The following is an 18,852-nucleotide window of genomic DNA, read 5'->3' on the forward strand; positions in this document are numbered from 1 at the left end:
CCGGCGCTACGCGCCGCGCGTCACCGGCATGTCGGCCACGCCGCCGAGCCGGTGCAGGTACTTCGCGAGCTCGAGCTTGGCGATCGCCGCGCGGTGCACTTCGTCCGGACCGTCGGCAAAGCGCAGCGTGCGCTGATTCGCGTACGCCGCCGCCAGCGGAAAGTCGTCCGACACGCCGGCGCCGCCGTGCGCCTGGATGGCCCAGTCGATGATCTGGCACGCGATGTTCGGCGCCACCACCTTGATCATCGCGATCTCGGCCTTCGCGACCTTGTTGCCGACGGTGTCCATCATGTACGCGGCCTTCAGCGTCAGCAGGCGCGCCTGCTCGATCATGCAGCGCGCTTCGGCGATGCGCTCGTGCCACACGCTGTGCTGCGCGAGCGGCTTGCCGAACGCGACGCGCGACGTCAGGCGCTTGCACATCAGCTCCAGCGCACGCTCGGCGATGCCGATGCTGCGCATGCAGTGGTGGATGCGGCCCGGCCCGAGGCGGCCTTGCGCGATCTCGAAGCCGCGGCCTTCGCCCAGCAGGATGTTCGACACCGGCACGCGCACGTCCTTCAGGTCGATTTCCATGTGGCCGTGCGGCGCGTCGTCGTAGCCGAACACCGGCAGGTGGCGCAGCACGGTGATGCCCGGCGTGTCGGCCGGCACCACGATCATCGACTGCTGCTCGTGGCGGCCCGCGTCCGGGTCGGTCTTGCCCATCACGATGTAGACGGCGCAGCGCGGATCGCCGCCGCCCGACGACCACCATTTGCGGCCGTTGATCACGTATTCGTCGCCCTGGCGCTCGATCCGGCATTCGATGTTGGTCGCGTCCGACGACGCCACGGCCGGCTCGGTCATCAGGAACGCCGAGCGAATCTCGCCGCGCAGCAGCGGCTCGAGCCAGCGGTCCTTCAGCGCCTCGGACGCATAGCGTTCGAGCGTCTCCATGTTGCCGGTGTCCGGCGCGGAGCAGTTGAACACTTCCGCGGCCCAGGGCACCCGTCCCATGATCTCGCAGAGCGGCGCGTATTCCAGATTCGACAGGCCTTCCGGCGCGCGCGTCGAGCGCGGCAGGAACAGGTTCCACAGGCCCGCTTCGCGCGCCAGCGGCTTCAGTTCCTCGATCACCGTGGTCGGCACCCACGCATTGCCCGCACGGCGGTTCGCGGCCACCTCCTGTTCGAAGCGATGCTCGTTCGGATAGATGTGCCGATCGAAGAACGCCAGCAGGCGCGCCTGCATTTCCTTGACTTTGGGCGAGTATTCGAAGTTCATGTTTCTGGTCCTGAAATGAGGGGGTGAATTCCCCGGCTATCGACTGATCGGAATCCTGACCGCTTCCGCGTTTCCGTTCGCTCAGAGGGCCGACACGCCGCCGTCGACGGCAACGGCCTGGCCGGTCATGTAGGCGTTTTCCTTCGCGCACAGCATCAGCATCGTCGCGACCACTTCCTCCGGCCGGCCGAGGCGCTTCATCGGCGAGCCTTGCGCGAGAAAGTCCTGCTTGTCGCCGATGTCGCTGTCGGTCACCATCGGCGTCGCGCTGTAGAACGGGCAGACCGCGTTCACGCGGATGCCGCGGCGCGCGTATTCGACGGCCGCCGTCTTCGTGAGCCCGACGACCGCGTGCTTCGACGCCGCATAGGCGGCCAGCTTCGGCGCGCCGCCGAGGCCCGCCATCGACGCGACGTTCAGGATCACGCCGCCGCCCTGCGCGAGCATCTGGCGGATCTGGTGCTTCATCCCGAAGAACACGCCCTTCGCATTGACCGCGAAGCTCAGGTCGAGATCGGCTTCGTCGGTGTCGATCAGCGCCTTCATCGGCGGCGCGATGCCCGCGTTGTTCACGCCGACGTCGAGCCGGCCGAAGCGCGCGACCGCCGCGCCCACGAGCGCGGCGACGTCGGCCTCCGCGCGCACGTCGCAGCGCTGCGCGACCGCCTCGGCGCCGGCCGCGCGCAGCGGCGCGGCCACGCGCTCGAGCCCGTCGGCGTTCACGTCGCCGAGCACGAGCCGCGCGCCCATTGCCGCGAGCTCGCTCGCCAGCAGCGCGCCGAAGCCGCTCGCGGCGCCGGTGATCAGCACGACCTGGCCTGCGTAGCTGTCGAGCTTCATCGCGCGCTCAGATCGTCAGGCCGCCGTCGACGACGATGCACTCGCCGTTCGTGTAGCTCGATGCGTCCGACACGAGGTACAGCACCGTGCCGGCCATTTCGCGCGGCTCCGCGTGACGGCGCAGCGGGATCTTCGCCTTCCAGGCTTCGTAGATCGCCGGATCGTCGAACAGCGCGCCGGCGAACTTCGTCTTCGTGAGGCCCGGCAGCAGCGCGTTCACGCGAATCCCGAGCGGCCCGCATTCCTTCGCGAACGCGCGCGTCATGTTGACGACCGCCGCCTTCGTGATCGAATAGATGCCTTGCCGGTCGCCCGGCTGCAGCGCGTTCACCGACGCGGTATTGACGATCGCGCCGCCGCCTTGCGCGCGCATCAGCTTGCCGGCCTCGACCGACATGAAGAAATAGCCGCGGATGTTCACCTCGACGGTCTTGTCGTAGGCCGCAAGATCGGTATCGAGGATGTGGCCGAAGTACGGATTCGCGGCGGCGTTGTTGACGAGGATGTCGAGGCGCCCGTGCTTCGCGCGGATCTGCTCGAACGCGGCGGCGATGTCCTCCATCCGGCCGACGTGGCACGCGAGCGCCTCGGCCTTGCCGCCCGCCGCGACGATCTCGTCGGCGACCGCGCGGCAGTCGTCGATCTTGCGGCTCGACACGATCACGTGCGCGCCCTGCTCCGCGAGCAGCTTCGCGATTTCCTCGCCGATCCCGCGGCTCGCGCCGGTCACGAGCGCGATCTTCCCCGTCAGGTCGAACAGATTCGTTGCCATCTATTGCTCCTCCATGTATGTATGTGCGTGCGGCGCGCGCCGCATCGGCTTCGGGTTGTTCAGCGATGGGCGTCGATCACGCGCACGGCTTCCTCGGCGAGCCGCCCCGCCATTTCACCGACTTCGCGCGCTTTCGTGCTCGACGCGTTGCCCTTCAGCGCGCGGGCCTTCACGCCCTGCGCGATCGCGGCGAGCCGGAAGAAGCTGAACGCGAGATAGAAGTGCCAGTTCTCGATCGGCGCGATCCCGCGCAGCTCGCAATAGCGCGCGACGATCTGCGCTTCGTGCGGGATGCCGAGCGCGTCGCGATCCTGGCCCGCGAGCCCCGGAACGTTGCCGTCGGACGGCAGCCGCAGGCACATGCAGAAATACGCGAGGTCGGCGAGCGGATTGCCGAGCGTCGACAGCTCCCAGTCGAGCACCGCCTTCACGCGGTAGCTGTCGCGCTCGAACATCAGGTTGTCGATCCGGAAGTCGCCGTGCACGAGCGCCGGCCGGCCCGTATCGGCCGGGCAAGCCTTCGGCAGCCAGTCGATCAGCGTCTCCATCGGGTCGAGCCGCTCCGTCTCCGCCGCGCGATACTGCTTCGTCCACACGCCGATCTGGCGCTCGAAATAATTGCCGGGCCGCCCGTAGTCGGACAGGCCGGCCGCGTCGACGTCGACCTCGTGCAGCGCGACCATCGTCTGCAGCACCGCGTCGTAGCAGGTCGCTCGGTCCGGCTTCGGCAGGTCGGGCAGCGCGGGATTCCAGAAGATCCGCCCGTCCTCGTAGCTCATCACGTAGAACAGGCTGCCGATCACGTCGCGGTCCTCGCACAGGTGATACGGACGCGCGACCGGCACCGCGGTGCCCGACAGCGCGGTCAGGATGCGGAATTCGCGGTCCACCGCATGCGCGGACTTCAGCAGCTCGCCCGGTGGCTGCCGCCGGAGCACATAGCGGCCGCTCTTCGCGTTCAGCAGGAAGGTCGGGTTCGACTGGCCGCCGGCGAACTTCTCCGCGTCGACGGGCCCCTCGAAGCCGGGGATGTGTTGTTCCAGATACTGCGTCAGCCTGGCGATATCGAGTTGCTGCGGTGTGTTCGTCATCGTCGCGATCGTTCCGTGAGGTGGGTCAGCCGTAGGTCCGGAAGGCATGCCGTTCGGGGTCCTGCAGATGCGGGATGCCGTTGAACGACGCCAGGTTGAACGCGTCGGCGTTGAAGAAATACTGCGAGACGGCGCTGTTGCGGATCTGCAGGTTCAGCGCGATCGCGCTCGACGCCGGCGCCGCGAGCACCTGCTGCACGGTGACGGCGATCGGCCCGCCCGAGCTCACCGCGAGCACGCGCTGCCCGCCGCCTTGCCGGATCGCGGCGCGCGCGTCGGCGACGCGCTGCTGGAACTGCGCCCACGTTTCGGGGACTGGCCCGCTCAGCTTGTCCTCCGACCATAGCTGCAGCAGTTGCCGCAGCGCGCGGAAATGCTCCTTCATCGAGCCGGCCGCGAGCCGCGCGAGCTCCGGGTAGTCGCCGGCGGCCGCGGCGAACAGCCCGTCGAAGTCGTATTCGTTCAGGCCCGGATGACGGTCGTAGCCGGCATCCTCGCGGCCCATCCCGCGCAGGATCGCGTCGACCGTCTGCGCGTGACGCGCCAGCGTGCCGCAGATCACGCGGTCGAACACGATGTCCTGCTGCGCGAAGTATTCGCCGAGCCAGACGCTTTGCCGTTCGCCGAGCGCGGAGAGCCGGTCGTAGTTCTCCGTGCCGAACGACGCCTGTCCGTGCCGTACCAGATAGAGTTCAGCCATCGCGTGCTCATTCATGAATAGCGTTCAGGTTAGCGGCCGGGCGTGCATTTTTGAAATTTATTTGTTGAATTGATCGGTATTCATGATGTGAATTTCAGGATGACCGGTCGGGCGAAGCGTTGGGGTTGACGGCTGGCGGTCGATCGGAACGACGCATGGAACCGTTTTCATGAAAGCCGCGCAACCTGCTTCGGTCAGAGCGCGGCCGCAAGCTCCGGCACGAGCGTGAACAGATCGCCGACGAGCCCATAGTCCGCGACGCTGAAGATCGGCGCTTCCGGATCCTTGTTGATCGCGACGATCACCTTCGAATCCTTCATGCCGGCCAGATGCTGGATCGCGCCCGAGATGCCGACCGCGATATACAGCTGCGGCGCGACGATCTTGCCCGTCTGGCCGACCTGGTAGTCGTTCGGCACGTAGCCGGCGTCGACCGCCGCGCGCGATGCGCCCAGCGCCGCTTGCAGCTTGTCGGCCAGCGGCTCCAGCACCTTCGTGTAGTTCTCGCCGCTGCCGAGGCCACGACCGCCCGACACGATGATGCTTGCGCTCGTCAGCTCCGGACGGTCCAGCTTCGTCACCTCACGGCTCACGAACTGCGACTTGCCGGCGTCGGCCGCCGCGTCGATCCTCTCGACCGGCGCGCTGCCGCCTTCCGCCGCCACCGGATCGAAGCCCGTCGCGCGCACCGTGATCACTTTGACCGGATCGCCCGATTGCACGGTCGCGATTGCGTTGCCCGCGTAGATCGGGCGCTCGAACGTGTCGGCCGAATCGACCGCCGTGATGTCCGAAATCTGCGCGACGTCGAGCTTCGCGGCGATGCGCGGCGCAATGTTCTTGCCGTAGGCGGTCGCCGGCGCGAGGATGTGCGAGTAATCCTTCGCGATGTTCAGCGCCGTCGCCTCGACGTTTTCCGCGAGGCCTTCGGCCAGTTGCGGCGCGTCGGCCAGCAGTACCTTGCTGACGCCCGCGATCCTCGCCGCCGCATCCGCCGCGGCTTGCGCGTTGTGTCCCGCGACCAGCACATGGATCGCCTCGTCGACGAACATCGCGACAACCGCTGCCGCCGCCACCGTATTGAGCGTCGCGGCCTTGATCGACGCGTTGTCGTGTTCTGCAATCACCAGAATCGTCATTTCTTTCCGCTCCTCTTACAGCACCTTGGCTTCGGTCTTCAGCTTCTCGACCAGCGTCTTCACGTCCGGCACCTTCACGCCGGCCGCGCGCTTCGGCGGCTCCACCACCTTCAGCGTCTTCAGGCGCGGCGCGACGTCGACACCGAGGTCTTCCGGCTTCACCGTTTCCAGCAGCTTCTTCTTCGCCTTCATGATGTTCGGCAGCGTCACGTAGCGCGGCTCGTTCAGGCGCAGGTCGGTCGTGACCACGGCCGGCAGCGTCAGCGACAGCGTTTCCGCGCCGCCGTCGACTTCGCGCGCGACCGTCGCCTTGCCGTCGGCGATCGTCACCTTCGACGCGAACGTCGCCTGCGGCAGGCCCGCCAGCGCAGCCAGCATCTGGCCGGTCTGGTTCGAATCGTTGTCGATCGCCTGCTTGCCGAGGATCACCAGCTGCGGCTGCTCCTTGTCGACCAGCGCCTTCAGGAGCTTCGCGACCGCGAGCGGCTCGACGCCGTCGTTCGACTCGACGAGGATCGCGCGATCCGCGCCGATCGCGAGCGCCGTGCGCAGCGTTTCCTGCGCTTGCGCGACGCCGACCGACACCGCGACGATTTCCGTCGCCACGCCCGCTTCCTTCAATCGCACCGCCTCTTCGACGGCGATTTCGTCGAACGGATTGATGCTCATCTTGATGTTTGCCAGATCGACGCCCGATCCGTCGACCTTCACGCGCACCTTCACGTTCGCATCCGCGACGCGCTTCACTGCTACCAGCACTTTCATTGCTGCTCCTGATTCAATTTCCTCGATACAGCGGCCGCCCAGTCCCTTCAAGTGGCTAACCGATCCGGATTCCTGAATGAATCGACCACATCGACCGGTTACCCGGTTGAACGAACACAGGACGCGCGAGGGCTCCCGGCTTCGCCCCCGCCGGAAGCCCCGTCGCCGTCGCGCGCGCTTAATCCCGCGCCCACCCGTCCTGATAGAGCTTCCCGGCCAGCACGCCGAGACGCGACGTGAGAATGTAGTTCTCGCCGTCCTCGATCAGCGCGGAGCGCACGTCACGGAAGAGTTTCTCGATCGGGAATTCGCGGGTCGTGCCGTTGCCGCCGAACAGCTGGAACGCCTCGTGCGTGATCTTCATCGCTTCCTCGGTCACGCTCACCTTGGCCTGCGCGGTCGCATACGGGTGGCTCTGCGGCGACATCCGCGAATACGCGAGGCTGCGGCGGGCAATCGCGCGCGCCATCTCCAGCCGGCGCAGCATCTCGCCCACGCGCAACTGGGTCATCTGGTGGTCGATCAGCAGCGCGCCGCCCTGCTTGCGCTCGTGGCAATACGCCAGCGCGAGCTCGAACGCGGCGCGGGCCGCGCCGACGAACACCTGGCACATGTGCGTGCCGGCAAACGACCAGGTCGAGGCCAGGTTGCCGAGGTACTCGTCCTTCAACGCAATGGCGAAGCGCTTCGGCACCTTGACGTTGTCGAAATAGATCTCGCCCTGCGGCAACGCGCGCTGGCCGATCTTGTCGAGCGGCTTGCCGCGCGAGATGCCCGGCAGGTCGAGCGGAATGATCATGCCGATGCCGTGCGTGAACGCGCCCTGCTCCCCTTCGCCGTAGAAGCCGTCGCCGTAATCCGCCGCCATATACGCGAGCGCGACCTGCGCGACCGAACCGTTCGAGACCCACGCCGAGCTCTGGCCGTTGATGACGATTTCGTCGGCGCCGACCTTCGCGGTCACATTGCCCGTCGGCTGCTTGCCGCCCGCGCTGAGTTCCTGCCGATACAGGATCGCGGCATCGGAGCCGCGGTCGGGCTGCGTGTTCATCCAGCAGCCGACCTTGCCGGCGCACATGTCGATCAGTTCCTGGTTGCCGACCGACTGGGCCATCATCAACGGCGTGGTCGCGGCGCCAAGCGAAACGGCCAGGCCCGAATCGCCCCAGCCGAGCTCCTCGCCGATCAGCGATTCGATGCGGACCGCGACCTCCGGCGGGAACTGCGCGATCAGTTGCGGATCGAGCCCGAGCTTCGCGCTCTCGACAACGGCCGCCCAGTACGGCGAGCCCGGCGCGATCACCTCCTCCGGCGACATGCGATCGAGCTCACGGCCGATCGGGCGCAGCACGTCACGCGCGAAACGGTGGACCGTGTGCTGGATCGCACTTTCTTCCTCGCTCAACGGCGTCTCGAAACCGGTCAGCCCGACCGACGGCAATGCAGCGGATTTATGCAGACGAATCATTTCGGTTCTCCTCCTCTCCTGGAAGCATGCCGACCGGACAGCGGGTGCATCCGGTCATCCCACATCTAGTAATACATACCAAACATAGGTCATGATGACAAACACATGGAAGAAAAAAAAGACAGGGTATTCCCCTGTCTCTTGCGGATGCCGCGGTGGCGTTTCGGCCGTTATTTCCCGGTGGCGCTCGACGGCTTTCCGTACACGAGGTAATGGGCGGTTTCCATGAATCTCGCCTCGAGCGCCGGCGTATTCCGGCCCACGCCGGCCTGAAAGGCCAGCCCGTCGGCCAGCGAGATCAGCAGCGTGGCGACGTGCCGGCTGTCGGCCGCACTGTGCTTCGGATCGGCGGCGCGGACCAGCTGCGCGAGCTCGCGCGTCAGCGTGGCGTACCATTCGTCGACCAGCCTGCGGCACTCGTCGTCGATCGCCGCGAACGAGAAGAAGTGCGCCCACAGCGCCCGGTATTGCGCATCCTTCGCGTCGCGCAGCGCCCTTTCCATGAGCGCGTCGAGCATCTCGCGCGGCGACGCGTCGCTGTCGAGCGCACGCGTCAGGTCTTTCAGATACGTGCCGATGGCGGGCTCGATGACCGCCCGCAATACAGCCAGCCGCGTCGGGAAGTAGTACTGGAGGTTGCTGACGCTGATCCCTGCGGCAGCGGCGACCGCGCGTTGCGAGAAATCGAGGGCGCCGCCTTCGAGCAGGAGTTTTCTTGCGACGCGAACGATCGTGTTGCGCGTGCGCACGCCCTGGGCCCGCAAGCCGTCGGTGCCGTTTCCTGCGGGTGCTGCGCTCGATGTGCGCCGTTTCCTGCCGTTGCGCTGCTCAATGGGCACTGTCATCGCTTTCCGTCGTCGTTTGGGCGCTCTGGCCTCGTGGAAATAGTCTCGCCGGCGCTGCGCCGGGCGCTGATGACTATACCCGATGCCTGACGCATTTTCCAACAAGTCGCTTAGGGCCTGTTCACGCTAATAACGGGCTTGCGCTGGCCGCCAGAAGGGCCGAGCGCAAGGAATGCGACGAAGCGAATACTCAACGTATTCGCAAGGAGCATGACGCGGCGATCGGCCCTTCTGGCGGCCAGCCCCACGAAGGTTTTTTCAATCAGGGGAACGTGCCTTTCCGCCCGCATTGCGGCGTCGTTCGTCGTTGCAATAGCTACGGCTATTGCGCCTCCTCTCTCCTTGCACTGCGGGCGGAAAGGCACGTTCGCAAGCCCGTTATTAGCGTGAACAGGCCCTACGCCCGTCCGGCTTGTCCGGGCGCGTGATCGGCCGGCGTTTCGACGCATCGGGAGCCAGCCCGCCGGACGTTCCCGATCGGGTGACTTCAGCCGCGACACCCGTTGCTATCTGCTTCGCGCGGCCGCGTCGCGCGCCTTGCGGTTCACCCGGTCGTCGAGCAGGTTCGCCACGCCCAGTACCCCGTTGATCGCGCACCATCGCAACGGCTCGGGCAGCGTCGAAGGCGTCTTGTGGCGCAATACCGCCAGCAGCGGATGCTCGGCGCCCTGGATCCGCTCGGCCAGCAGTTCGCCGATCAGCGACTGGGTGCCGACGCCATGCCCGGAACACCCGGCGGTGTAGACGATGTTCCGGTGCTCGCCGGTTTCGCCAACCACGGGCAACGCATCGCCGGCCAGGCTGATATAGCCGCTCCAGCACGCGCGGACCGCGACGTCGCCCAATTCCGGAAAACGGTCGTGCAGCGTCTTCACGAGCGCGCGATAGGCGTCGTTGTCGGGCACGTTCGGCGTCTGCGAGCCATAGACGTAATGGATCCGCTTCGTCGTCACCACGAGCGTGTTGCGCACCGTCAGGCGATGGCTTTCCATCGTCAGATGCGAGGTCACGATGCCTTCGCGCCGCGGCCAGCCCAGCGCCGCCAGTTGCGCCGCCGACAGCGGCTCGGTCTCGATCGCCGAGACCCGCAGCGGCATCACCTTGTCGCCGAGCAAGCCGAGCTGCGGCGTATAGGCATTGGTGGCGAGCACGAGGAACGGCGCAGTCGCGCTGCCCCGTGCGGTGTGCGCCTTGACGACCGGTCCCTCGGTATACGAAAGCAACGCGGTGTTTTCGTAGATCTTCACGCCCGCGCGGAGCGCCGCGCGCCGCAGCCCCATCACGTACTTGCCGGGATCCAGCGTGCCGCCGTGCGGCATGTGGCAGCCGAACAGGAACGCCGGCGGGATGCCGCGCGCGCGCATCGCGGCGTGATCGAGGAACACCGCCGGAGAACCGAGTTCGACGCCCGTCTCCATGCTCTCGCGCAACCGCTTCTCCTGCGACGCATGCACGCCGGCGCGGATGATCCCCGTCGCCTGGTAGTCGCAATCGATCCCGTATTCGCGGAGCTTGCGTTCGACGTAGGCGACGCCGTCGTCGTAGAAGCGGACGATCTGCTTCGCCCGCGCGCGCCCCACGCGCTTGAGGAACAGCTCGTACTCGAGCCCCTGGCCGCCCGCGAGATAGCCCGCATTCCGGCCGCTCGCGCCGAAGCCCGCGAACTCGCGTTCGAGCACGGCCACGCGCGCACCGCGCGCGGCCAGCTCCAGCGCGGTGGACAGGCCCGCGAAGCCGGCGCCGACGACGATCACGTCCGCGCCGATCTCGCCGTCGAGCGGCGGCTGCGGATCATCCGGCGGTTCCACCCATCCGCCGAGCGGACGGTACGTTTCCAGCGCTGCACTCATTCTGATTCCCTCCTTCCGGAAAACGAGGAACGCGGCCGCGCTCGCGGCCATCGGCGATCCAGTCGCCATTGCACCGGCCGCGCTTCGCGTGCGGCCACTCCGCCCCGACGCCCGTCCTTCGGCGAACGCGCGCCGGGATACCCGGGTTTGCCTTCCTCAGTGCCTGCTCAGGATATGGACGGCAAGCGCGGCCTCCTCGACGCCCTGCAATCCGCCGCCGTTCTCCTGGATTGCATGCCGCGCGCCCTGCACCTGCCGCTCGCCCGCCTCGCCGCGCAATTGCGTGACCAGTTCGTAGAGCTGACCGATCCCCGTCGCGCCGAGCGGATGACCCTTGGATTCGAGGCCGCCCGACGTGTTGATCGGGATGCGCCCGCCGAGCGTGAATTCGCCGCGCTCGGCCGCGGCGCCAGCCTCCCCGAGCGGCGCGAGTCCGAGATTCTCGGCCTGGATGATCTCGCCCATCGCCGACGCGTCGTGCACTTCGGCGACGTCGATATCCTCCGGGCCCAGCGCTGCCTGCTCATACGCCTGCAATGCCGCGAGGCGGCCGATGCTCTTCCCGGGCTCGTCGATGGGCCGATGCGTGAAGCTGCGGATCACGCTCGCCGCGATCCGGATGCAGCGGCTGCGATCGGCGCCGATGCGCGCGAGGCCCTCCTCGGTACAGAGGATCGCCGCGGCCGCGCCGTCCGTCACAGGTGCGCACATCGGCAGCGTGATCGGATAGGTGATCGGCGGCGCCGCGAGCACCTCGTCGATCGTGAACGGCTTGCGGAACTGCGAATGCGGGTTGTGCACCGAATGCAGATGGTTCTTCGACGACACGGCGGCGATCTGCCGCTGCGTGGTGCCGTAGGTCTTCATGTGATACCGGCACATCGCCGCGTAGATCGCCATGAAGCGGCTGTACGGCTTGTCGGATTCCGATCCCGGAGGCGGCACAACGCCTTCACCCATCTTCGCCAGCGTCGCGAAGTTTTCGTCGACGCGGGACACGTCCCACCCCGTCTCGAACAGCGCGAGTGCCTTCGCCTTGTCCTCGACGTTCATCTTTTCCGCGCCGAGCGCCAGCGCGACGTCGCAGGCGCCCGCCCTGAGGTGCTGTACCGCCAGATGCACGGCGGTGCTGCCCGACGCGCACGCGTTCTCGACATTGAACACCGGCACGCCTTCGACGCCGATCTTGCTGAATACGACCTGTCCCGGAATCGACAGCTGGCCCTGCAGCTGTCCGTTGGTGATGCCGGCGTAGAAAGCCGCGCCGATCGCATCGGTGCCGCAGCCGGCGTCCTTGAGTGCGCCGCGCAGCGCCTCGCCCGCGAGATCGTCGATGCTGCGCTCGAAGTGCCGGCCGAACACGGTCATCGCGATGCCGGCAATGTAGATATGGCTCATGGTGTGTCGTTCATGGGTGATGGACTCGGACCCCGGACTCAGATCCTGCGTTGCTGCCCCTGCCAGTACTGCTCGCGCAGGTCTTTCTTCAACACCTTGCCGACCGTGCTGCGCGGCAGCGCGGCGACGAAATCCACGCTCTTCGGCGCCTTCACCGAGCCGAGCTTCTCCTTGCACAGCGCGACGAGCTCCTCGGCGCTCACGCTCTGGCCGGCGTTGAGCTCGACGACGGCCTTCACCGCCTCGCCCCACTTGTCGTCGGGCACGCCGATCACCGCGCAGTCCTGCACCGCCGGGTGCGCCCAGATCACCTGCTCGATCTCGCTCGGGTACACGTTGAAGCCGCCGCTGATGATCATGTCCTTCTTGCGGTCGGTGATGTGCAGGTAGCCTTCGGCGTCGAGATGGCCGATGTCGCCCGTGTGCAGCCAGCCGTCGACGATCGTGTCGGCCGTCTTGTCCGGCGCGTTGTAGTAGCCCTTCATCACGAGGTCGCCGCGCACGCAGATCTCGCCGGTCTCGCCCTGCGGCAGCACCTCGCCGCGATCGTTCATGATCTCGACGCGCACGAGCGGATTCGGCCGGCCGACCGACGACAGCCGTTCGTCGGACGCCAGCTTGCCGTCGACGAAATGCTCGGCCGGCGTCATGTTGGCGATCGATGCCGGCGCTTCGGTCTGCCCGTAGCCGCCGGCCATCACGGGACCGAACACGTCGATCGCGCGCTTGAGCTTCTCCACCGACATCGGCGCGGCGCCATAGAGGAAATACTTAAGCGACGAGTAATCGAGCTTCTCGATGCCGGGGATGTCGAGCAGGCGGTAGATGACCGTCGGCGGCAGGAAGAACTCCGTGACGCGATGCTTCGCGATCGCGCCGAGCAACAGCGCGGGATCGGGCTTCGGCAGCACGACCACCGTGCCGCCGCGCGCCGTGCACGGCAGCGACATCATCCCGGCGGTGTGCGTCATCGGGGCCGCGGCGAGATTCACCGGGCGCTCCGCGCCATAAGCGCATGCCATCATGAACTGCGCGAAGTAGGTCTGGAACGAGCGGTGCGTGTTCATTACGCCCTTCGGCGCGCCGGTGGTGCCGCCCGTCGCCGACAGCGTGACGACGTCGTCCATGCCGTAATCGACGAACGGCATCGTCGACGGCTGGCCCGCGCTCCACGTCGCGAGCGACGGCGCCCACGGCAGGTCGGCGTCGATGCACACCCAAAGCTTCACTTTCGTGAGGCTGGCGCGCAACGCGTCGATCGCGGGCGCGAACGCCTGCTGGAAGAACAGCACTTCGCAGTCGAACGCATCGAGCACGTACTGGTTCTCCCCGGGCGTGCTGCGCCCGTTGACGGGGATATACGCCAAGCCGGCACGCCAGAGCCCGAGCACGCAACCCCAGGCGGTCACGTCGTTGTCCGCCCAGACGGCCGCTTTGGTTTCCTTCGCGAATCCGGCGGCGAGCAGCCCGTTGGCGATGCGGCAGGACAGCTCGCCGATCTCCTGGAACGAATAGCTGCGCTCGCCCTGGATATACGCAATGCCGTTCGGGGCAATGCGCCACCCGCGGTCGAAGAAATCAATGATTGCCATGTCTCGTTATCCTTAGGATCTGTTCCGGCTTGACGGCGGGCCTTACAGTTGCGTCACGGTCGCACGCGCGAGCCCGCGCTGCTCGAGGAAGCCCAGCAGGTAGCGATGCCCGAACGCCTTCGAGCCGGACGCGAAGCCGACCTTCGCGGTCTCGCCGTCGAGCAGCTTGATCGCGCCGGCGGCATGAATCGCGCCCGTCGAGATGTACGGCGTGATCCCGTGCAAGGTTGCGCGCACCGACGCGAGCTGGCCGCGGCCGATCGCGAAATCGACGCTGCGCTGGATCGTCGTGCGTTCGCGCGGCGGCATCGACGGCGTGGTCGAATCGACGACCTGCTTCAGGACCGCGTCCTGGTGCTCGCGCGGCAGGTGCTTGTATTCGGCTTCCCATTTCTGGCCGAACTGGTGCACGAGCTGCATCACGTTGTTGTCGTAGAAGCCTACGCACGAGATGCAGCTGCGCACGCGCGGATCGCGCTCGAAGTAGACGGGCAGCGACGTGCCGCCCCACGGCAGGCAGAACACCGGCTGCATGAACTCGGGCGCGGCGACGTTGAACGACGCGTCCGGCGCATGGGGGGTGAGCTTCTTCTCCCACAGGTAGAACGCTTCATGGCGGGAACCGTCGAAGATCGTGGCCGTCGAGCCCACGCTCACCCCCGCGCCCGACCCGCGCGGGCCACGCGTCAGCGTCGCGGTCTCCAGCGCATCGACGCCCGGCGTCTCGAGCGCCAGTTCGGCGGCGATTTCCGCGAACGTGTACATGTACGCATTCGACGACGACACCAGCAGGCCGGCCTGCCGGTACAGTTCGCCGAACTGGTCCCGCACGTTGCGGATGTAGGACTGCTCGCCGGTCGTGTCGAGATGATGGCAGCCGGCCTTCAGCGCCGCTTCGACGCCGACGAGGCCGAAATTGGTGAACGGCCCGACGGTGTTGCACACCACCTTCGCGCCGCGGAACGCGTTGACGAGCGAATCGACGGTGTGCTCCGCCTCGATGATTTCGTATTCCGCGGATTCGAGGCGCACGACGCGCTGCGCCATCATTTCCTTCGCCCGGCCCGCATTACGCGCGACGGCCGTGAACGGGATGTTCTGGTCGATCAGCCAGTCCATGATCAACATGCCGGTGTAACCGCTTGCGCCATAGACGACGACGGGGTGCTTTGCCATGGTTTGTCTCCTGAAACTCGAGTGGTGATGAATCGGATCGATCAAACGTGAGTCGATGCGGGTGCCGCGTCGCGCGTCAGGCGGCCGAAGCCGGCCAGGTGCATTTCGCAAGCGTCAAGCTGCTTCCTTTGCCGATGTTGCCGGGACCGGATTCCGGCCGGTCATTTCTAGAACACATTACCAATGTTAGGTCATCATGACAAACAACAGCGCGAACAAAAAGACCGGGTATTCCCTGCCCTGCCGACCTGCCGCGAACATGCCGGAACCGTCGCGCACGACTGCCGCCGCCGCGTCGCCCGCGCGCGTCGCCGACCGGTGCGCAGCGTGGCGCGTGCCGTGAACCGATCCCATTCCTTCCGCCACTGCGCTGTGATGTCGGACCTATCGAACCGCGACGTCGGCCTGCCCGGGCGACACGCTGGCCAGGTAGTGCGCCACCGCCCGGATGTCGTCGCCCGACAGCGTCGCGGCCACGCCATTCATCGCGCCGGCGGGATCCTTGCGCTCGCCCGTCTTGAACGCGGCGAGCTGGGTCGCGAGGTAGGTCTCCCCCTGGCCCGCGAGTCGCGGCGCCTGATCCCTGCCCATCAGCGTCGCGCCGTGGCAGGCCAGGCAACTCCTGGCCTGGATCAGGGCCATGCCGCGCTTCGCGAGCGCCGCGTCGGCCGGAACGTCCTCGTTGCGGGTCGGGGTCTGCCGCGCGAAATAGGCGGCCAGCGTCTTGACCTGCCCGTCGTCGAGATCCCTCGCAAGCGGCCCCATGTACGCGTTGTGGCGTGCGTCGCTGGCGAACGCGCGCAGCTGCGCCGCGAGATACGGCTCGGGCTGGCCGGACAGCGCCGGATACCAGGCATTGAGCGACTGGCCGCGTGCGCCGTGACAGAAGAAGCAGGTCTCCTGCGGCTGCGGCCACGGACCGCCGTTGGCCTGGTCCGCTTCGCCGATCCGGCTCATCGCCTTCTCGAAACGCATTCCGTCCAGGATGTCGCGTCCGTAGAGCGCGCCCGCCAATGCGACGATTGCCACGACAGCGCCGATGATCATTGCCCGCTTCATTTATGCCCTCACGCTGCGTTGTGCCAGATTGCCGAGCGCCTGCAGCGCCGCGCGATGCCCCGAGCGCACGGCGCCGTCCATCGAGCCGGCCCAGATGTCGGCGGTCTCCGTGCCCGACCAGATCAGGCGGCCCACCTCGGGCTGCAGGAACTTGCCCCATTTCGTCCAGAAGCCCGGCGGGATCGGATGGATGCACTGCAGTGTCCACGGATCGACCCGGCCCCAGTCGAAGTCGTGGAACTGCGTCGGGCGCAGCGCCCTGTCGCCGAACGCCTTCGCATAGATCGCCGACAGCGTCCGCTCGGCGGCTTCAGGCTCGGCGGGCAGCGAGCCCGGCGCGACGAACGCGCTCAGCACGCCGACCGAACCGTCCGGCGGCGAGTTGTCGTAGGCGAGGAACACCGGGCCGCCGACCTGGAAGATCTGTCCGCAATAGCCGTCGTCACGCCAGAATGGCCGCTCGTAGACGTGCACCGTCTTGCGCATCGGCGCATTCGCGGGCCAGCGCTTCTGCAACTGCGAACGCCCTTCCGGCAGCGGCGGATCGAACACGATCTGGTTGCACAGGGCAGGATTCAGCGCGACGATCACCCGGCGCGCGCGCACGACGCCCTGCTCGGTCCGCACGTCGACGACGTCGCGATCCCAGCCGGAGATCTTGCGCACGGGGCACGACAGCCGGACCTTGCCGCCGAGTTCGCGCGCCATTTTGGTGCTGAGCACCTGCGAGCCGCCGACGAAGCGCGTTTCCTGTGCGCCGCCCTTGATCGACTCGAGCCGGCCGTAGTTGCAGCCGGCGCTGTTGATCACCGACAGGTAATGCAGCAGCCCGAGCTGCGCGGGCGCCCCGCCGAGCGACAGCTTCGCGGCCAGCGCGATGAAGTACCCGTCCTCGTATTTCACGCCTTGCTTCGCCAGCCATTCGCCGTACGTGAGCTTGTCGAGCTCCGCCGCGCGCTGCGCATTCCACGGTGCGCCGGACGGCACGCCGCGCGCCAGTTCGCCGAGCTTCGCGGCGATCGCTTCGTCGCCGCCGGTGCCGCCGTGCAGATCCTGCGCGACCCGCGCGTCGCCCGCCAGAATGACCGACTTGCCCGCGTACCAGGTCGGAAACGTATCGACCTCGAGCTCGCGGGCCAGGTCGGCGATTGCCGTCTGGCCCGGGCCGATCCACTGGCCGCCGGCCTCGGACACGACGCCGTGGCCCAGCTCGTGATTGAAGGTGCGCCCGCCGACCCGGTTGCGCGCCTCCAGCACGACGAACGAATCGCACCCGGCGCGGCTCAGGTCGCGCGCGGCCGTCAGTCCCGCCAGACCGGCGCCGATGATCGCGACGTCCAGCACGTCGCGGTTCGCGGGTGGCCCCGCGGCACCCGCCGCCAGCGACACCTCGCCCGCAGCCAGCGACACGGCGCCCACGGCCGCGAGGCGAAGGACCTGACGCCGGGTCTGTATATCGGCCGTGTGCTTCCGATCCCGCTTCTTTACTCCGACGATTTTCATCGCGTTTTCCTTGCTCCGTTTTTATCAGGATCACTGATTCATCAACGCGGACGGGCCGGGCGTGCTCACGGCGACGCAAGCACGCCGTCCTGCGAAAACAGCAGCGGCTTGCCGCCTGCGCCGACCAGCGCCGCGGTCAGCGTCGCGCGATCCGGACGCTGCGCGACCTCGAACGATTCGCCGTTCGCACGCTGCTTCAACACCAGCCCGTCGAGTCCGACCGCAAGCAGCCCGTTTCCGGCGGCGACGACGTCGGTGATCGAGCTCTTCGTGCCCGGGTTCAACGGCGCCCAGGTCGCTCCGCCGTCGCTGCTCTGGAACAGGCTGCCGAGCAGCCCGCCGACCACGATCCGGCCATCAGGCATCGCCACGCCCGTCCACAGCGAGCCTTTGCCGCCCGTCTGCAGGTAGCGCCAGTTCGCCCCGCCGTCGGTCGACTTGAGCACGGTCCCCTGCTCCGACACGATGTAGAGCGCGCCCTGGCGATCGGCAAAGATGCGGTACAGGTTGCGGTCCGCCTTGCCGCCGCCCGGCGGCTTCGGCAATGTCGTCCGGGTCCAGGTCTTGCCGCCGTCATGGGTCTGCAGCATCAGCGACCACAGGCCGACCGCGATCCCGTCCCGGGCGCCGGTGAAGATGACGGAGAACAGCGGCTGGTCGACCGACGTGTCGATGCGCTGCCGCTCCCACGTTTCGCCGCCGTCGGCGGTCGCGAGAATCACGCCCCACTGGCCGACCGCCCAGCCGTGCTGTGCATCGGCGAACGAGACGGCCGACAGGGTCGCCGACACGGGCACGCGCCGCGACTGCCGCCACGCGCGCCCGTCGTCGTCCGACAGCAGGATCACGCCGTGCTCGCCGACGGCGACGACGCGCCGGCCGGCGCGCGTCGCGTCCGTCAGCATCATGCGGGTGGGCGCGGCCCACGCGTGCGCCGGCTTCGCGGTCCAGTCCGCAACCGTTCCATGGGATTGCGCGGACGCCGCCGCGGCGGCGCAAAGCGCGATGCAGGCAACAAGGGTCTTGATCATGGTTGCGTCTCTGTAGTGGTGTTCGCGGACGTCAGTGGGTGAACAAGCCAGCCAGGCCGAACCTTGCATCGCCGACCGCAACGGTCGGCAGCGTAGCCGACGCCGGCACGCGCGGCGCCTGCCGCCAGGTCTTGCCGTCGTCGTCCGACACGAGAACGACGCCGTTCTCGTCGACGGTGGCGATGCGCGCGCCGGCGCGCGTTGCGTCGGTCGGCGCGGTCCGCGCGCGGGCCGGCAGCGCGGTCCGGTCCGCAAGCGATCCATGGAATGGCGCAAATGCCTCTGCGGCGGCGCAAAGCGCGGTACAGGCAACAAGAGTCTTGATCATGGCTGGGCCTCTGTAGTGGTGTTCGC

Annotated in this window: 18 protein-coding genes; all 18 read right to left on the reverse strand. The window is 67.5% G+C overall.

Features of this window, described 5'->3' with window-relative positions; translation table 11 throughout:
* Positions 1-6 precede the first annotated feature (6 nt).
* Positions 7-1,269 (reverse strand): acyl-CoA dehydrogenase family protein, encoded by a 1,263-nt coding sequence (locus ACFIMZ_RS36615; RefSeq protein WP_431825568.1) that lies wholly within the window; start codon positions 1,267-1,269, stop codon positions 7-9.
* A gap of 81 nt (positions 1,270-1,350) precedes the next feature.
* Positions 1,351-2,109 (reverse strand): SDR family NAD(P)-dependent oxidoreductase, encoded by a 759-nt coding sequence (locus ACFIMZ_RS36620; RefSeq protein WP_431825569.1) that lies wholly within the window; start codon positions 2,107-2,109, stop codon positions 1,351-1,353.
* Positions 2,110-2,116: 7 nt separating this feature from the next.
* Positions 2,117-2,881, reverse strand: coding sequence for an SDR family oxidoreductase (locus ACFIMZ_RS36625; RefSeq protein WP_431825570.1), 765 nt, complete (start codon positions 2,879-2,881; stop codon positions 2,117-2,119).
* 59 nt (positions 2,882-2,940) lie between these two features.
* Positions 2,941-3,972, reverse strand: a complete 1,032-nt coding sequence (locus ACFIMZ_RS36630) for a phosphotransferase (RefSeq protein WP_431825571.1) — start codon at positions 3,970-3,972, stop codon at positions 2,941-2,943.
* A gap of 25 nt (positions 3,973-3,997) precedes the next feature.
* Positions 3,998-4,672: a histidine phosphatase family protein gene (locus tag ACFIMZ_RS36635; RefSeq protein WP_431825572.1), complete on the reverse strand. Its 675-nt coding sequence runs from the start codon at positions 4,670-4,672 to the stop codon at positions 3,998-4,000.
* Between the two features lie 194 nt (positions 4,673-4,866).
* Positions 4,867-5,811: an electron transfer flavoprotein subunit alpha/FixB family protein gene (locus ACFIMZ_RS36640; protein WP_431825573.1), complete on the reverse strand. Its 945-nt coding sequence runs from the start codon at positions 5,809-5,811 to the stop codon at positions 4,867-4,869.
* Between the two features lie 15 nt (positions 5,812-5,826).
* Positions 5,827-6,576 (reverse strand): electron transfer flavoprotein subunit beta/FixA family protein, encoded by a 750-nt coding sequence (locus ACFIMZ_RS36645; protein ID WP_431825574.1) that lies wholly within the window; start codon positions 6,574-6,576, stop codon positions 5,827-5,829.
* A 178-nt stretch (positions 6,577-6,754) separates the two neighbouring features.
* Positions 6,755-8,044: an acyl-CoA dehydrogenase family protein gene (locus ACFIMZ_RS36650; protein ID WP_431825575.1), complete on the reverse strand. Its 1,290-nt coding sequence runs from the start codon at positions 8,042-8,044 to the stop codon at positions 6,755-6,757.
* 170 nt (positions 8,045-8,214) lie between these two features.
* On the reverse strand, positions 8,215-8,889 hold the full coding sequence (locus ACFIMZ_RS36655) for a TetR/AcrR family transcriptional regulator (RefSeq protein WP_431826045.1): 675 nt from the start codon (positions 8,887-8,889) through the stop codon (positions 8,215-8,217).
* Between the two features lie 506 nt (positions 8,890-9,395).
* Complete coding sequence (locus ACFIMZ_RS36660) at positions 9,396-10,739, reverse strand: NAD(P)/FAD-dependent oxidoreductase (protein WP_431825576.1); 1,344 nt, start codon at positions 10,737-10,739, stop codon at positions 9,396-9,398.
* Positions 10,740-10,895: 156 nt separating this feature from the next.
* Entirely contained in the window at positions 10,896-12,137 is a 1,242-nt protein-coding gene (locus ACFIMZ_RS36665; protein ID WP_431825577.1) for a thiolase family protein, read from the reverse strand.
* A gap of 38 nt (positions 12,138-12,175) precedes the next feature.
* Complete coding sequence (locus ACFIMZ_RS36670; protein WP_431825578.1) at positions 12,176-13,729, reverse strand: class I adenylate-forming enzyme family protein; 1,554 nt, start codon at positions 13,727-13,729, stop codon at positions 12,176-12,178.
* 42 nt (positions 13,730-13,771) lie between these two features.
* Positions 13,772-14,905 carry a saccharopine dehydrogenase family protein gene (locus ACFIMZ_RS36675; protein WP_431825579.1) on the reverse strand — a complete coding sequence of 378 codons (1,134 nt, stop codon included), beginning with the start codon at positions 14,903-14,905 and terminating at the stop codon, positions 13,772-13,774.
* A gap of 186 nt (positions 14,906-15,091) precedes the next feature.
* Positions 15,092-15,259 (reverse strand): hypothetical protein, encoded by a 168-nt coding sequence (locus ACFIMZ_RS36680; RefSeq protein WP_431825580.1) that lies wholly within the window; start codon positions 15,257-15,259, stop codon positions 15,092-15,094.
* A 30-nt stretch (positions 15,260-15,289) separates the two neighbouring features.
* Positions 15,290-15,964 (reverse strand): c-type cytochrome, encoded by a 675-nt coding sequence (locus ACFIMZ_RS36685; RefSeq protein WP_431825581.1) that lies wholly within the window; start codon positions 15,962-15,964, stop codon positions 15,290-15,292.
* Complete coding sequence (locus ACFIMZ_RS36690) at positions 15,965-17,467, reverse strand: flavin monoamine oxidase family protein (RefSeq protein WP_431825582.1); 1,503 nt, start codon at positions 17,465-17,467, stop codon at positions 15,965-15,967. It abuts the gene before it with no gap.
* A 65-nt stretch (positions 17,468-17,532) separates the two neighbouring features.
* Positions 17,533-18,498, reverse strand: a complete 966-nt coding sequence (locus ACFIMZ_RS36695) for a WD40/YVTN/BNR-like repeat-containing protein (RefSeq protein ID WP_431825583.1) — start codon at positions 18,496-18,498, stop codon at positions 17,533-17,535.
* Positions 18,499-18,529: 31 nt separating this feature from the next.
* The gene (locus ACFIMZ_RS36700) at positions 18,530-18,826 is read right to left on the reverse strand and encodes a hypothetical protein (RefSeq protein WP_431825584.1); all 297 of its coding nucleotides are present in this window, start codon (positions 18,824-18,826) and stop codon (positions 18,530-18,532) included.
* Positions 18,827-18,852: the final 26 nt, after the last annotated feature.

The organism is Burkholderia sp. F1 (assembly GCF_050813845.1).
GTDB classification, from domain to species: Bacteria; Pseudomonadota; Gammaproteobacteria; order Burkholderiales; family Burkholderiaceae; genus Burkholderia; species Burkholderia ubonensis.

What these genes read in the sequence shown, in the direction of transcription:
- ACFIMZ_RS36615 (WP_431825568.1), bottom strand. Translation starts at nt 1,269, where the DNA reads ATGAACTTCGAATACTCGCCCAAAGTCAAGGAAATGCAGGCGCGCCTG.
- ACFIMZ_RS36620 (WP_431825569.1), bottom strand. Translation starts at nt 2,109, where the DNA reads ATGAAGCTCGACAGCTACGCAGGCCAGGTCGTGCTGATCACCGGCGCC.
- ACFIMZ_RS36625 (WP_431825570.1), bottom strand. Translation starts at nt 2,881, where the DNA reads ATGGCAACGAATCTGTTCGACCTGACGGGGAAGATCGCGCTCGTGACC.
- ACFIMZ_RS36630 (WP_431825571.1), bottom strand. Translation starts at nt 3,972, where the DNA reads ATGACGAACACACCGCAGCAACTCGATATCGCCAGGCTGACGCAGTAT.
- ACFIMZ_RS36635 (WP_431825572.1), bottom strand. Translation starts at nt 4,672, where the DNA reads ATGGCTGAACTCTATCTGGTACGGCACGGACAGGCGTCGTTCGGCACG.
- ACFIMZ_RS36640 (WP_431825573.1), bottom strand. Translation starts at nt 5,811, where the DNA reads ATGACGATTCTGGTGATTGCAGAACACGACAACGCGTCGATCAAGGCC.
- ACFIMZ_RS36645 (WP_431825574.1), bottom strand. Translation starts at nt 6,576, where the DNA reads ATGAAAGTGCTGGTAGCAGTGAAGCGCGTCGCGGATGCGAACGTGAAG.
- ACFIMZ_RS36650 (WP_431825575.1), bottom strand. Translation starts at nt 8,044, where the DNA reads ATGATTCGTCTGCATAAATCCGCTGCATTGCCGTCGGTCGGGCTGACC.
- ACFIMZ_RS36655 (WP_431826045.1), bottom strand. Translation starts at nt 8,889, where the DNA reads ATGACAGTGCCCATTGAGCAGCGCAACGGCAGGAAACGGCGCACATCG.
- ACFIMZ_RS36660 (WP_431825576.1), bottom strand. Translation starts at nt 10,739, where the DNA reads ATGAGTGCAGCGCTGGAAACGTACCGTCCGCTCGGCGGATGGGTGGAA.
- ACFIMZ_RS36665 (WP_431825577.1), bottom strand. Translation starts at nt 12,137, where the DNA reads ATGAGCCATATCTACATTGCCGGCATCGCGATGACCGTGTTCGGCCGG.
- ACFIMZ_RS36670 (WP_431825578.1), bottom strand. Translation starts at nt 13,729, where the DNA reads ATGGCAATCATTGATTTCTTCGACCGCGGGTGGCGCATTGCCCCGAAC.
- ACFIMZ_RS36675 (WP_431825579.1), bottom strand. Translation starts at nt 14,905, where the DNA reads ATGGCAAAGCACCCCGTCGTCGTCTATGGCGCAAGCGGTTACACCGGC.
- ACFIMZ_RS36680 (WP_431825580.1), bottom strand. Translation starts at nt 15,259, where the DNA reads ATGGGATCGGTTCACGGCACGCGCCACGCTGCGCACCGGTCGGCGACG.
- ACFIMZ_RS36685 (WP_431825581.1), bottom strand. Translation starts at nt 15,964, where the DNA reads ATGAAGCGGGCAATGATCATCGGCGCTGTCGTGGCAATCGTCGCATTG.
- ACFIMZ_RS36690 (WP_431825582.1), bottom strand. Translation starts at nt 17,467, where the DNA reads ATGAAAATCGTCGGAGTAAAGAAGCGGGATCGGAAGCACACGGCCGAT.
- ACFIMZ_RS36695 (WP_431825583.1), bottom strand. Translation starts at nt 18,498, where the DNA reads ATGATCAAGACCCTTGTTGCCTGCATCGCGCTTTGCGCCGCCGCGGCG.
- ACFIMZ_RS36700 (WP_431825584.1), bottom strand. Translation starts at nt 18,826, where the DNA reads ATGATCAAGACTCTTGTTGCCTGTACCGCGCTTTGCGCCGCCGCAGAG.